The organism is Massilia sp. NBRC 108631, assembly GCF_059704565.1.
Genome location: NZ_BAAKJE010000146.1, coordinates 1 through 13,857 on the forward strand (window position 1 = coordinate 1; position 13,857 = coordinate 13,857).

General features: G+C 66.5%; 11 protein-coding genes. 9 read left to right on the forward strand and 2 right to left on the reverse strand.

Features of this window, described 5'->3' with window-relative positions; translation table 11 throughout:
- From AC6H42_RS16415 to AC6H42_RS16450, 8 genes are all read left to right on the forward strand, one after another.
- Window positions 1-4,704, forward strand: a complete 4,704-nt coding sequence (locus AC6H42_RS16415) for a PAS domain S-box protein (RefSeq protein WP_497548492.1) — start codon at window positions 1-3, stop codon at window positions 4,702-4,704.
- Between the two features lie 14 nt (window positions 4,705-4,718).
- Entirely contained in the window at window positions 4,719-5,156 is a 438-nt protein-coding gene (locus AC6H42_RS16420; protein WP_229418023.1) for a response regulator, read from the forward strand.
- Between the two features lie 257 nt (window positions 5,157-5,413).
- Complete coding sequence (trxA, locus tag AC6H42_RS16425) at window positions 5,414-5,740, forward strand: thioredoxin TrxA (RefSeq protein ID WP_057153039.1); 327 nt, start codon at window positions 5,414-5,416, stop codon at window positions 5,738-5,740.
- Between the two features lie 135 nt (window positions 5,741-5,875).
- On the forward strand, window positions 5,876-7,138 hold the full coding sequence (gene rho / locus AC6H42_RS16430) for a transcription termination factor Rho (RefSeq protein ID WP_057153038.1): 1,263 nt from the start codon (window positions 5,876-5,878) through the stop codon (window positions 7,136-7,138).
- 171 nt (window positions 7,139-7,309) lie between these two features.
- A complete protein-coding gene (locus AC6H42_RS16435) occupies window positions 7,310-7,579 on the forward strand; it encodes a type B 50S ribosomal protein L31 (RefSeq protein ID WP_057153037.1) in 270 nt (89 codons plus the stop codon).
- Window positions 7,580-7,657: 78 nt separating this feature from the next.
- Window positions 7,658-9,373: an ArnT family glycosyltransferase gene (locus tag AC6H42_RS16440; protein WP_057153036.1), complete on the forward strand. Its 1,716-nt coding sequence runs from the start codon at window positions 7,658-7,660 to the stop codon at window positions 9,371-9,373.
- Between the two features lie 71 nt (window positions 9,374-9,444).
- Window positions 9,445-10,179: a substrate-binding periplasmic protein gene (locus tag AC6H42_RS16445; protein WP_229418022.1), complete on the forward strand. Its 735-nt coding sequence runs from the start codon at window positions 9,445-9,447 to the stop codon at window positions 10,177-10,179.
- 222 nt (window positions 10,180-10,401) lie between these two features.
- On the forward strand, window positions 10,402-12,354 hold the full coding sequence (locus AC6H42_RS16450; protein WP_057153034.1) for an AAA family ATPase: 1,953 nt from the start codon (window positions 10,402-10,404) through the stop codon (window positions 12,352-12,354).
- A 1-nt stretch (window position 12,355) separates the two neighbouring features.
- On the opposite strand, the gene AC6H42_RS16455 is transcribed toward AC6H42_RS16450, so the two are convergent.
- On the reverse strand, window positions 12,356-12,757 hold the full coding sequence (locus AC6H42_RS16455; protein WP_157200789.1) for a hypothetical protein: 402 nt from the start codon (window positions 12,755-12,757) through the stop codon (window positions 12,356-12,358).
- A gap of 145 nt (window positions 12,758-12,902) precedes the next feature.
- Complete coding sequence (locus tag AC6H42_RS16460; protein ID WP_157200788.1) at window positions 12,903-13,310, reverse strand: hypothetical protein; 408 nt, start codon at window positions 13,308-13,310, stop codon at window positions 12,903-12,905.
- Window positions 13,311-13,490: 180 nt separating this feature from the next.
- Here AC6H42_RS16460 and AC6H42_RS16465 point away from each other — a divergent pair.
- On the forward strand, window positions 13,491-13,857 hold a 367-nt coding region (locus tag AC6H42_RS16465; protein WP_497548493.1), incomplete at its 3' end, for a GNAT family N-acetyltransferase.

The window sequence follows — 13,857 nt, forward strand, 5'->3', positions numbered from 1 at the left end:
CTGGCCTGCGCGGCGGCTTCTGCCGTGGCCAACCTGCTGCTGGCGGGCGGCGCCGGCGCGGCCGAGCCCATCACCGTACAGCTGAAATGGCTGCACCAGTTCCAGTTCGCCGGCTACTACGCCGCGCAAGACAAAGGCTATTACCGCGAGGCGGGGCTGGACGTCACCCTGCGCGAAGCCCAGCCCGGGGCCGACCCGGTGCAGGCCGTGCTGGAAGGCAAGGCGCAATACGGCGTGGGCAGCAGCGCCCTGCTGCTCAAGCGCGCCGCCGGCGACCCGGTGGTGGTGCTGGCCACCATCTTCCAGCATTCCGCGTCGGCGCTGTTCGTGCGGCGCGGCGACAACGGCGTGCCGCTGGACTGGCGCGGCAAGCGCCTCATGCTGGCGCCCGGCAACGAAGAACTGCGGGCCTACTTCAAGCAGCAGGACATCGACCTGGACCAGCTGCGCAGCGTGCCGCACAGCTACAACCTTGACGATCTGATCAACGGCAAGGTGGACGCCATGTCGGCCTACACCTCGGAGGCGCCCTACGTGCTGGACCGCGCCAGCCTGCGCTACGACGTGATTTCGCCGCGCGCGGCCGGCATCGATTTCTACGGCGACAACCTGTACACCACCGAGAGCGAACTGCGCGAGCATCCCAAGCGCGCCGCCGCCATGCGCGCGGCCACCCTGCGCGGCTGGCAGTACGCCATGGCCCACCCGGGCGAGATCGCCGACCTGATCCGCGCGCGCTACCCCAACAGCCACAGCCGCGAGCACCTGATGTTCGAGGCCCAGCACACCATCCCGCTGCTGGAGCAGCGCTTGATCGAACTGGGCTACAGCAACCCGGCGCGCTGGCGCGCCATCGCCGACACCTACGCCAGCCTGGGCATGCTGCCGGCCAACTTCCCGCTGGACGGCTTGCTGTACCAGCCGCCGGCCGACAGCGCGGCCTGGCAGTACGGCGCCGGCGCGGCCATCCTGGCGCTGCTGCTGGCGGTGGCCGGCGCGCTGCGGCTGCGCCGCCTGAACGCGGCGCTGGCGGCCGCCGAGGACCGCGCCAGCAAGGCCGAGCAGCTCACCACTTTCGCGCTGGAGGGCACCGGCGACGGCGTGTGGGACTGGCTGCCGCAGTCCGACGCGCTGACGCTGTCGCCGCGCTACTGCGACATCCTGGGCTACGACCCGGCCGAGTTCAAGCCCGACGCGCAGCAGGTGATGGCGCTGGTGCACCCGGACGACCAGGCCCGGGTGGCCGACGAATTCATGGCGCCGGTGGGCCCCACGGCGCCGGCCGGCGGCGCTGCCGAGCCGGTCCCGGCCCCGGTCCCGGAGGCGGCAGCCGGGCCGGGCCAGGCCGAGCGCACCGCGCTGTCCTGCGAGTTCCGCATCCGCTGCCGCGACGGCAGCTGGAAGTGGGTGCTGGGGCGCGGCATGGTGGTGGCGCGCGACAGCAGCGGCCGCGCGCTGCGCATGACCGGCACCCTGGGCGACATCAGCGAGCGCACCGCCGCCGAAGAGGCGCGCGTGGCGGCCATCCTGGAGGCCACGCCGGCGGCCATGATGCTGGCCGACCGCCACGGCCACGTGCGCCAGGCCAACGGCGCCTGCGCCCAGTGCTTCGGCTACGGCGCCGCCGAGCAGATGGCCGGCCTGTCGATGGAACTGCTGGTGCCCGACACCATGCGCAGCACGCCGGGCCGCCCGCGCGAGCTGTTCACCCGGCCCGGCCTGCCCGGCCGCGTGCTGACCGCGCGCCGCCAGGACGGCAGCCATTTCCCGGCCATGGTGCACCTGGCGCCGATCCAGATGGCCGGCCAGGGCCTGTCGGTGCTGTCGCTGCGCGACATGACGCAGCGCCAGCGCGCCGAGGAGGCGCTGCAGGCCAATTCGGAACGCTACCGCCTGATCGTGCAGACCGCCGCCGAGGGCATCTGGATGACCGACGCCGACGACAAGACCACCTTCGTCAACCCCACCATGGCGCGCATGCTGGGCTACGAGACCGAGGAAATGCTGGGCCAGCCGATGAGCGCCTTCATGGACGAGGAAGGCCAGGCGCTGCTGCTGCGCCACCAGCGCCGCCGCAGTTCCGGCCAGGCCGAGCAGGGCGACGTGCGTTTCTTCCGCAAGGACCACACGCCGATGTGGGGCCTGCTGTCGACCACCCTGGTCAATACCGACAGCGGCGCCTACGCCGGCACCCTGGCCATGATCACCGACATCAACGACCGCCGCCTGGCCGACCAGGCGCTGCGCAACTCCAGCCGCCGCATGGCGTCGGTGTTCAACGCGGTGACCAACGGCCTGGTGGTGCTCAACGGCGACGGCCTGATTTTGGAAAGCAACGCGGCTGCCGCGCGCATGCTGGGCGCGGCGGCCCACCCCGGCGCCGGCCTGTGGCCCGGCGTGCACGAGGACGGCCTGCCGTTCGCGCGCGACGAGCACCCGGTGTACCTGGCGCTGGTGTCGGGCCAGTCGGTGCGCGGCGTGGTCATGGGCGTGCGCCAGGCCGACGGCAGCCAGTGCTGGCTGTCGGTGAACGCCGAGCCGATGCGCGACGAGCTGGGCGCCACGCCGATGGCGGTGGCCAGCCTGACCGACATCAGCTACCGCAAGCGCAGCGAGGACGCGCTGCGCCAGGGCGAGCAGCGGCTGCAGGAAATCATCAAGATGATGCCCACCGGCCTGTTCATCAAGGCGCCGGATGGCCGCTTCCTGCTGATGAACCCGGCCTGCGAAGCGCAGTTCGGCTACCGCTTCGAGGAGCTGATGGGCGGCGACGACAGCGCCTTCCACTCGCCCGACGAGCTGGCCGCGTTCCGCGCCCGCGACGCGGCCGCCTTCGCCGGCGGCGTGATGCTGGACTACGAAGAAACCGTGTGGAACCCCACCTTGCGCGAACAGCGCCACTTGCGCACTTTCAAGAACCCGGTGTTCGACGAGCGCGGCCAGCCGGCCTACCTGATCTGCATGTCGATCGACATCACCGACAGCAAGCACGCCGAGCAGGCGCTGCGCGAACTGAACGAGCACCTGGAAGAGCGCGTGGCGCAGCGCACCGAGCAGCTCGACCAGGCCAAGCAGGTGGCCGAGGAGGCCAGCCTGGCCAAGGGCCAGTTCCTGGCCAATATGAGCCACGAGATCCGCACCCCGATGAACGGCGTGATCGGCATGGCCTACCTGGCCTTGAAAACCGACCTCAACCCGCGCCAGCGCGACTACCTGGAGAAGATCCGCTTCGCCGGCGAACACCTGCTGGGCATCATCGACGACATTCTCGACATTTCCAAGATCGAGGCCGGCAAGCTGGAAATCGAGCAGGTCGACTTCGCGCTGGACCATGTGATCCAGACCCTGACCACGGTGGTGGCGCCGAAGGCGGCCGGCAAGGGCCTGAACCTGCTGTTCGAGCTCGACCCCAGCCTGCCGCCGGTGCTGCGCGGCGACCCGCTGCGCCTGGGCCAGGTGCTGATCAACTACACCAACAACGCCATCAAGTTCAGCGAGCACGGCCACATCGTGGTCAAAGTGGTCAATGCCGTCAGCGACGCCTCCAACTGCCTGGTGCGCTTCGAGGTGCGCGACCATGGCATCGGCCTGTCGGACGAGGAAATGGGCAAGCTGTTCCAGTCCTTCCAGCAGGCCGACACCTCCACCACGCGCGAATACGGCGGCACTGGCCTGGGCCTGGCCATCTGCAAGCAGCTGGCCCAGCTGATGGGAGGCGAGGTCGGCGTGCGCAGCGCGCCCGGCCAGGGCAGCACGTTCTGGTTCACCGCGCGCCTGGGCGTGTCGCCGCGCGCGGTGCCGCAGCTGATCAGCAGCGTGAGCGACGCGGCCGCCGAGCTGGTGGCCAGCGCACGCACCGCCGCCGTCATGGCCGCGCTGAAGGACGCCCGCATCCTGCTGGTGGAGGACAACACCTTCAACCAGCAGATTGCGCTGGAAATGCTGGAGGAGGCCGGCAGCTCGGTGTGCCTGGCCAACAACGGCCAGGAAGCGCTGGCCCTGCTGCACCAGGCCAGCTTCGACTGCGTGCTGATGGACGTGCAGATGCCGCTGATGGACGGCCTGGAGGCGACCCGCCGCATCCGCGCCGACCCCGAGCTGGCCGAACTGCGGGTGCTGGCCATGACCGCCACGGCCACCAGCGAGGACCGGGTGCGCTGCCTGGACGCCGGCATGGACGACTTCATTTCCAAGCCGATCCAGCCGGCGCTGATGTACCAGACCATCGCCAACTGGCTGCCGGCCCAGCGCGCCGAGGACAGCGACACGGCGCTGCACAGCGGCACCGCGGCGCCGTCCGCGCGCCCGCGCGTGCCGGCCTTCAAGCCCACGCTGGCGGGCGACCCGGCGGTGGTCGATTTATCGGTGCTGGCGCAGCTGCTCGGCTACAATCCGCAGAAGATACGCAAATTCGCCTTCAAGTTCCTGCAGACCACGCAGGACGGCTTCGAGGAAATCGACAGCGCGCTGGCGCGCGGCGACGTGGCGCGGGTGCGCGAGCTGGGGCACCGCATCAAGTCCTCGGCGCGCACCGTCGGCGCGCTGGGCATGGCCGAGATCTGCCTGGCGCTGGAGCAACTGGCGCCCGGCACGCCGCAGGAGGAGCTGGCGCGCGCGCGCGCGCTGGCCGCCGGGCTGTGGCCGCTGCTGGAACGGATCACCGAAGTCATCATGAACAACACCACTTTCGCCAACGACGACTAAGCAACGACTACGCAATGACTGCCCAAACAAGTACGCAACAATCCGGCCCGGCCCCGCTGCGGGTGCTGCTGCTGGACGACGACTCCTTCATGCTGGCCCTGCTGGAAGACATGCTCGACGAACTGAGCCCGCTGCGCGGCAGCTTCGACGTGGCCAGCGCCACCTCGGCCAAGGCGGCCCTGGCGCTGCTGGCCCAGGGCCCGCGCGACCTGCTGGTGTGCGACCTGTCGATGCCGGACATGGACGGCATCGAATTCCTGCGCCTGGTGGCCGAAGGCGACTACCGCGGCACGGTGGTGCTGCTGTCGGGCATGGACGCGGGCGTGCTGCGCGCCGCCGAACGGCTGGCCATGGCGCAGGGGCTGACCATCCTGGGCGCCTGCAAGAAGCCGGTGGCGCCGGCCGAACTGGACGACCTGGTGGCGCTGGCCCTGGCGCACCGCAGCGCCTAGCAGCACGGTCAGGAAATGGCGCATCGATGTGTTGCCCGCGAGCCACAACAGCATTTTCCGCACAGGCGGCAAAAATGCGTTATTATTTGATCCATCTCCCGCCTGTTATCCTCTTGCCATCATTCAGGGCATCTGTTGAATTCATGGAAAGCGTCTCCATCTGCGGCCTGTAACCCGGCAGCGTCAAGACGATATCCATCTACAGTGGCATAATCATCCAGGCGTAACTAACCCATACCCCCCACCGAGGGAAAAACATGAGCGAAAATATCAAACACATCTCCGACGCATCCTTCGACACCGAAGTGCTGAAATCCGACCGTCCAGTGCTGGTGGACTTCTGGGCGGAATGGTGCGGTCCTTGCAAGAGCATCGCCCCGATCCTGGAAGAAGTGGCCAAGGAATACGAAGGCAAGCTGACCATCGCCAAGCTGGACGTGGACGCCAACCAGGCCGTTCCTGCCAAGTTCGGCATCCGCGGCATCCCGACCCTGATCCTGTTCAAGAACGGCGTGCCGGCAGCGCAAAAAGTCGGCGCGATGGCAAAAGGCCAGCTGACCTCTTTCATCGACAGCAATATTTAAGTAAGATAGGCGGCGCTGCGCCCGCAGCACCGCCTGCTTGGCCGGGGAAAACGGGCCACACCGTTTCCCTCATTGATCAACCCCACGCAGTTCCCTCCCCTACCTTTTTCTTCCCGTCACGGGACACTCACACATATGCATCTATCTGAACTGAAGGCCTTACACGTCTCCGCCCTGCTGGAGATGGCGATCGGCCTGGACATCGACAACGCGGCCCGCCTGCGCAAGCAGGAACTGATGTTCGCCATCCTGAAGAAGCGCGCCAAGTCCGGCGAGCAGATCTTCGGCGACGGCGCACTGGAAGTGCTGCCGGACGGCTTCGGCTTCCTGCGCTCCCCGGACGCGTCCTACATGGCGTCGACCGACGACATCTATATCTCGCCTTCGCAAATCCGCCGCTTCAACCTGCACACCGGCGATTCGATCGAAGGCGAAGTGCGCACGCCGAAAGACGGCGAGCGCTATTTCGCACTGGTCAAGGTAGACAAGGTCAACGGCGAATCGCCGGAAGCGTCGAAGCACCGCATACTGTTTGAGAACCTGACGCCGCTGCACCCGAACGAGCCGCTGCGCCTGGAGCGCGAGATGAACGGCGCCGAGAACATCACCGGCCGCATCGTCGACCTGATCTCGCCGATCGGCAAGGGCCAGCGCGGCCTGCTGGTGGCCTCGCCGAAGTCCGGCAAATCCGTGATGCTGCAGCACATCGCGCACGCCATCACCGCCAACCACCCTGACGTGACGCTGATCGTGCTGCTGATCGACGAACGTCCAGAGGAAGTGACGGAGATGCAGCGCTCGGTGCGCGGCGAAGTGGTCGCCTCGACCTTCGACGAACCGGCCACCCGCCACGTGCAGGTCGCCGAGATGGTGCTGGAAAAAGCCAAGCGCCTGGTCGAGATGAAAAAAGACGTGGTGATCCTGCTGGACTCGATCACCCGCCTGGCGCGCGCCTACAACACCGTGATCCCGGCCTCCGGCAAGGTGCTGACCGGCGGTGTGGACGCCAACGCGCTGCAGCGTCCGAAGCGCTTCTTCGGTGCTGCCCGCAACATTGAAGAAGGCGGCTCGCTGACCATTATCGCCACCGCGCTGATCGAAACCGGCTCGCGCATGGACGACGTGATCTACGAGGAATTCAAGGGTACCGGCAACATGGAGGTGCACCTGGAGCGCCGCCTGGCCGAGAAGCGCGTCTACCCGGCCATCAACCTGAACAAGTCCGGCACCCGCCGCGAGGAACTGCTGATCAAGGCCGACCAGCTGCAGAAGATCTGGATCCTGCGCAAGCTGCTGTACTCGATGGACGAGATCGAAGCGATGGAGTTCATCCTCGACAAGATGAAGGCCACGAAGACCAACCTGGAATTCTTCGACATGATGAGAAGAGGCGGTTAATTCCCCCGTTTCGTCATGAAAAAGCGGCAAAGCCACCCGGCTTGCCGCTTTTTTTTATCCGCTGTATAATCGACGGTTGTTTTTAACCACTGGCAAGTGAGCGGCAATCGGGTCAAGAAGCTGGACGACCGACGAAGTGCTGTTTGGCTACCTACCCCTAGAGAGAAGCACATGAAACCAGAAATCCATCCAGACTACCGCGAAGTGGTGTTCCACGACCTGTCGTGCGACTTCAAGTTCATCACCCGTTCGACCATCCAGACCCGCGAAAAAATTGAACACGAAGGTAAAGAATACCCTCTGGTCAAGATCGAGGTGTCGGCTGAATCGCACCCATTCTTCACCGGTAAGCACAAAATCGTCGACACCGCTGGCCGCGTTGAGAAATTCCGCCAGAAGTTCGGTTCCGTCGGTTCCAAGACTTCCGTCGCTGCAGGCTAATCTGCCCCAGTGCGAGAAAAAAGGCAGCTACGGCTGCCTTTTTTTCATTCATACTCATTTCTTTTTGCGCCCCTGCCGATGAAGCCAGTCCGTCTGCCCGCCGCCGCCACCCTGGCCCTGCCCCGCTGGGCCATCTACGCCCTGTTCCTGCTGTACATCCTGCCGGGCCTGATCGGCCGCGAACCGTGGAAGAGCGACGACGCCGCCAGCTTCGGCATCATGTGGACCATGGCGCAAGGCGGCGTGCAGGACTGGCTGTGGCCCAATATCGCCGGCCTGCCGATGCCCGACGAAGGCCCGCTGGCGTTCTGGCTGGGCGCGGCCTGCATCAAGCTGTTCGGCTGGCTGATGGGCGACGTGCTGGCCGCGCGCGTGTCCACCATCATGGTCTTCCTGCTGGGCGTGCTGTCGCTGTGGTACGTCACCTTCGCGCTGGGCCGTCGCCAGGACGCCCAGCCGCTGAAACTGGCCTTCGGCGGCCAGCCCGCGCCGGACGACTTCGGCCGCACGCTGGCCGACGCGGCCAGCCTGATCTACCTCGGCTGCCTGGGCCTGCTGGTGCAAAGCCATGTCACCACCGCCGAACCGCTGCAAGTGGCGCTGCTGTCGCTGCTGCTGTACCGCTCGGTGCGCTACATGGAACTGCCCTCGGTGCGCAACGCCGCCCTGATCGGCCTGGCGCTCGGCCTGATGGTGCTGGCGCGCGGCTGGCTGGCGCCAGCCTTCCTGGTGCTGGCCCTGTTGCTGTGCTCGCAATTTTTGGCCATGCCGGCCGGCCGCACGCTGGGCCACCTGGCCGTGTCGGCCGGCGTGGGCGCGCTGGCCACCATGCCGTGGCTGCTGCCCGCCGTGCTCAGCCATGGCGACGCCCAGCTGGGCGCGTGGATGCAATGGAACTACGCGCAGATCGCGCTGCCGACGCCGCAGTCGCTGGGCTACTTCCTGCGCGTGGGCGTGTGGTTCTTCTGGCCGGCCTGGCCGTTCGCCGCCTGGGCCGTGTACGCCTGGCGCCGCCAGCGCCGCGTGCTGCACATCGTGGTGCCGGTCACCTTCACCGGCATGGCCACGCTGCTGGCCCTGTGCCACCCGGCGCCCGAGCAAGGCCAGCTGCTGCTGCTGCTGCCGCCGCTGGCCATCATGGCCGCCTTCGGCCTGTTGACCATGAAGCGCGGCGCCATCAATGCCATCGACTGGTTCTCCGTCATGGTGCTGACCCTGTGCGCGGCCACGCTGTGGCTGTTCTGGAGCGCCATGCTGACCGGCTGGCCGGCCAAGGCGGCGCACAACGCGCTCAAGCTGGTGCCCGGCTTCAACCCCGAGTTCCGCGCGCCGGCCGTGCTGGTGGCCTTTTGCGCCACCATCGGCTGGTTCATGCTGGTGCACTGGCGCCTGTCGCGCCAGCCGGCCGTGCTGTGGCGCGCGGTGGTGCTGTCGTCCGGCGGCCTGATCCTGGTATGGATCCTGGCCATGACCCTGTTCCTGCCGGCCGCCAACTACAGCAAGAGCTACGCCACGGTGGCGCGCCAGGCAGCCGCCGTGGTGCCGCCCGGCACCGGCTGCGTGGAAACCAATGTCGCCCCGGCCCAGCGCGCCTCCTTCGTGTATTTCGGCAAGCTGCCGTTCGGCAAACCGGGCCAGCAGTGCCAGATGCTATTACTGCAAGACAACATCCGCATGGACGACAGCGCCGAATTGGCGCCGGCCTACCGCGCGCCGCACTGGCAACAGCTGTGGGAAGGCCGCCGCGCCTCCGACCGCCAGGAACGTTTCCGGCTGTACCGCCGCGCGCAATAGCGCGCCGCGCGGCTTGCCATGGTAGGCTGCGTGCTGTTAATAAAGTATCCATGGCAACAAGACTGATTTTTATGACAACGCTGCTGGGGGCTGCGCTGGCCGCCGCGCCCGCCGTGGCCGGGCTGCCGGGCGCGCTGTTCATCGCCGGCGAGCATTCGCCGCCGGCCAGCTGGAAGGAAGACGGCCAGGTTACCGGCCGCGAAACGGACAAGATCCGGGCCATGCTGCTGCGCGCCGGCGTGCCCTACCAGATCGACATCCTGCCCTGGAAACGCGCTTATACCCTGGCGCTGCAGCAACCCGCCACCTGCGTCTATTCCACCTCCCGCACGCCCGAGCGCGAGCACCAGTTCAAATGGATAGGCCCCACCGACCAGTCCGAATGGGTGTTCATCGGCCGCGCCGACCACAAGTTTCCGCTGCGCACGCTGGAGGACGCCCGCCCGCTGCGCATCGGCACCTACCATGGCGACGCGCGTGACGAGTTCCTGCGCACCCGGGGTTTCCATGTGGAGCCGGTGCAGAGCGATGCGTCCAACCCGAAAAAGCTGCTGCTGAACCGCATCGACCTGTGGGCGATAGGCATGCGTTCCGGCAACCACGCGCTGGCGCAGTTCCCCGCCATCGAGCGGGGCGAGCTGGCGCCGCTGCTGACTTTCCACAAGGTGAAGGTCTACCTGGCCTGCAATCCGGCCCTGCCGGACGCGCTGGTGGACAAGCTGAACGCGGCCCTGGACGGCATGCGCCGCGACGGCACGTACGCCCGCCTGGAGCGCAAGTACGCGTTGTTGGAAAAACGAAAATAGTCCTTGTAATCAAGGCATTATCAAGCTGTCCACGCTGTGGCTGAGTCCGTTTTTTTCTGCGCCGACTGCACACAAAACAGGCAGAGCACGCTATAGTGCTCGATATCCATTGCCCTAGGGCATGCTTAAAAGCAACGCTGGCCACCGCCCCACCCTGCGCTCCAGCCCCTGTACGACATCTTCTGGCCACAGCCCGCCAGCAGTCTGCCGAGTCCAAAGACCATGTTCAACATCTATAAGCTTCAGCTCGCGCTCAAGAATACTTGGGTCCGTATTGCCCTGCTCGCCGCCATCGCGCTGGCCGTCGGCCTGGCCGCCTGGCGCAGCAATGTGGCGCAAGACACCAGCCCGGTGGTGCGCTCGCAGAACATCGCCGAGATCACCGCGCTGGCAACCCAGCGCGAGCGGCTGGACTACCTGCTGGTGGCCAAGCCGCTGTCGGAAGCGCCGCGCTACATCTACAAGTTCAAGGACGCGCCCGAGCTGCACGTGGTGAAAGTGCCCAGCACGTCCCACCTGAGCCTGGAGCGTGAGGTATTGCTGCGCAACGGCATTCCCTACGGCATTGCGCAGGAAGAATGGCTGTCCAGCCACAAGGCCGTGCTGCAGGACGACGGCGGCGCCTTGGCGCCCACCCGCGACTTCCTGCAGCGCCACGCGTTCGACATCACCGTGGTGCTGCTGTTGCTGCTGGGCCTGAAATTCGGCATTCCCGGCATGGGCATGAGCGCCAGCGTGATTTCGCCGGACCAGCTGAAGGGCAGCCTGGACGACCTGATCGGCATGGACGACATCAAGCAGGAAGTGCTGCACCTGGAAGACATGATACGCAACCGCCGCGTCTACCAGTCGCACAACATCGACAAGCCCTTCAACGTGATGCTGACCGGCCCGGCGGGCACCGGCAAGACCAAGCTGGCAGGCTACCTGGCCAAGCGCCTGAACATTCCGCTGATCCAGGCTTCCGGCTCGGCGCTGGAATCGGGCTATATCGGCGGCGGCTCGAAGGCACTGAACGCGCTGTACAAGAAGGCCTGCGCACGCGGCTCCTGCATCATTTTCCTGGACGAGGCGCAGGCGCTGTTCATGCCGCGCGGACGCGGCGAAAAGAAGTGGGAAGACGACACCGCCAACACCCTGCTTGGCCTGCTCGACGGCGTGAAGAAGGACGACGGCGCGGGCGTGATCTGGGTGGTGGCGTCCAACTTCGACGACGCCAGCTCGCAGATGGACGAAGCCATGCTGCGCCGCTTCTCGGTGAAGATCAACTTCCGCCTGCCGAACAAGAACGAACGCGCGCAGCTGGTGGAATCCTTCCTCAAGCGCAAGCAGGAAGGCTGCGTGGACTGGAACAAGCTGGACTTGAACCAGGTGGCCGAGATCACCGCCAACCTGAGTCCGGCGGTGCTGGAGACCGTGGTCGAGCGCGCCAGCATGATCGCCATCCAGGAAGGCAAGGTCATCGACACCGGCCTGATGTTCCGCGCCTTCGAGCGCGCCACCATCGGCCTGACCGACCGCGCCACCACGGCTGAAAAGAGCCGCCAGCGCGAGCGCATCGCCTTGCACGAACTGGGCCACTTCTTCATGCAGATCGATCCCTACCTGCGCCAGGGCCTGCCGCTGGCCGAGATCAAGGAAAAGTCGCACCTGCTGAAAATCAGCACCGAATCGGTCTCGAAACTGGGCGCGCTGGGCTATGTGCTGTCGGCCGGCGACGATATGGCGCTGCGCACGCTGGAGGAGCTGGAGCAGGATGTGATCCAGCTGTACGGCGGCGTGGCGGCCGAGGAACTGTTCTACGGCGCGCGCGGCATTTCCGTGGGCAGCCAGAACGACATCCAGAAAGCCACCCGCATGCTGGACACCATGGTCAACCAGCTGTCGATGTACTCGCGCTCCAAGCTGGACTACAGCCAGTTCAAGCACGACAACAACGAGCACACGCTGGCCGAAGTGGAAGCCAAGGCCGACGAGCTGTACAGCTACACGCTGGGCGCCATCGGCGACTACCGCGCCGTCATGGAATCGGTGAAGGAAGAACTGCTGGAGCGCTACGTGCTGTCCAAGGACGAAATCTTCGCGCTGCTGGAAGAACGGCTGGACACGGCCCCGCCGCAGCGCCCGGAGCGCCGCGTGGCGGACCGCCGCGCGCACGCGGCCAGCCTGGCGTAGCTTAGCGCACCGCCATCATCACCGTGCCGGGAGGCAGCACAGCGCTGGTGACGAGCCGTTCGTAATTGCGTATCGTGAGTTCAGCTCCCTTGTTGCTGAACTCCACGCGCGCGCCGGCAGGCGTGATAAACACGCCGGGTGCGCGCGGCAGCAGCTCGGTCCGCGGCTCGCCCCCCAACTGTGCAAAATAACGCTGTCCGCGCTGGGAGAACGCGATGCGCTCGCCATTGCTCAAATCGTAGGATGCCGCGTACTCGTCGAACTCGCCCGGCGCCAGGCGCATGACTTTTGGCGCCTGCTGCGGCGCCTTGATCTGCACGCTGTCCGACTGCGCTTCCGCATCCGCGCAGAACATTGCCAGGCCCAAGGCTGCGCCCACGACGGCGCCCAGATAAGTTTTCATGATGCGCTCCCATCAGCGGAAAGGCCGCTGCAGCATCATTTCATACTAGCAGCCGCACGGCGGAGCGTAAGCGCCGATTTCACTGATTCTTTCTATCCCGGCGCGCTTCCCCATAGCGCCGTGGGCCGGGGCGCGCTTCGGCCGGCTAGCGCCGGGCCAGGACGGTCACGCCCTTGGCCGGCATCGCCTGCGCCATCGGCAGGCGCTCCAGCTTGTCGATGGCGACCAGCCCGCCCTGCTCGCGGAACTCGAAGCGGGTGCCGGCGGCGGTCTTGAACACGCCCGGCGCCTGCGGATACATTTCGACGCGCCCAGCGCCGGGAAGCTCGGCGTAGTAGCGGTTGACGCTGTTGGCGAATTTGATCTTGGTGCCATTGCTTAGCACGAACAGGTGGGCGTAGTCGTTGAACTCGGATGGGGACAGCTTGTAGGCCGCGCGCTTGATCTGCACGCTGTCGGCGCTGTCGCCGACGACTTGCGGGCCGGCGGCGGCGCCGGCGGCGAGGAAGGACAGAGCGGCAGTGGCTGCCATTGCGGCGAATGTTCTTTTCATGGTGTTTCTCCGTATGCTGGTTGACCTGGCGGTCACCGCTGTTCTCGTTTTAGCGGGGACAGGATCAAGATAGCAAAGCGGCTGGCGCGCCGCTGCATGCGCGCGACAAACGGCAGATTGACGGGGCCAATCTGCGATTTCACGCGGACAGGCGGCAAAGCGGCGGAGTAAGATAGCCGCATGCAGATCCGACCTTACCAGCGCGGCGAAGAGGCCCTGCTGCGCGCCATCTTCCACTCCTCCGTGCACGGCCTGGCCAGCCGCGACTACACGGCCGAACAGCTGCGCGCGTGGGCGCCGGACGACTACGATGCCGCATTGTGGGAACAGCGCATGCGCGCCAACCAGAGCTGGGTGGCCGAGGTGGACGGCGAACTGGCCGCCTTCACCGACCTGCAGCCCTCGGGCTACATCGACATGTTCTTCGTGGCCGCGCCGTATGCCGGGCGCGGCATCGGGCAGGCGCTGCTGCGGCATTTATTCGGGCTGGCGGCCGAACGCCGCATCGCGGTGCTGCGTTCGGACGTCAGCCTGACCGCCGAAGCGC

Excerpts from the sequence above, each read along its gene's own strand:
- AC6H42_RS16420 (WP_229418023.1), top strand. The coding sequence starts at position 4,719 with ATGACTGCCCAAACAAGTACGCAACAATCCGGCCCGGCCCCGCTGCGG.
- trxA (WP_057153039.1), top strand. The coding sequence starts at position 5,414 with ATGAGCGAAAATATCAAACACATCTCCGACGCATCCTTCGACACCGAA.
- rho (WP_057153038.1), top strand. The coding sequence starts at position 5,876 with ATGCATCTATCTGAACTGAAGGCCTTACACGTCTCCGCCCTGCTGGAG.
- AC6H42_RS16435 (WP_057153037.1), top strand. The coding sequence starts at position 7,310 with ATGAAACCAGAAATCCATCCAGACTACCGCGAAGTGGTGTTCCACGAC.
- AC6H42_RS16440 (WP_057153036.1), top strand. The coding sequence starts at position 7,658 with ATGAAGCCAGTCCGTCTGCCCGCCGCCGCCACCCTGGCCCTGCCCCGC.
- AC6H42_RS16445 (WP_229418022.1), top strand. The coding sequence starts at position 9,445 with ATGACAACGCTGCTGGGGGCTGCGCTGGCCGCCGCGCCCGCCGTGGCC.
- AC6H42_RS16450 (WP_057153034.1), top strand. The coding sequence starts at position 10,402 with ATGTTCAACATCTATAAGCTTCAGCTCGCGCTCAAGAATACTTGGGTC.
- AC6H42_RS16455 (WP_157200789.1), bottom strand. The coding sequence starts at position 12,757 with ATGAAAACTTATCTGGGCGCCGTCGTGGGCGCAGCCTTGGGCCTGGCA.
- AC6H42_RS16460 (WP_157200788.1), bottom strand. The coding sequence starts at position 13,310 with ATGAAAAGAACATTCGCCGCAATGGCAGCCACTGCCGCTCTGTCCTTC.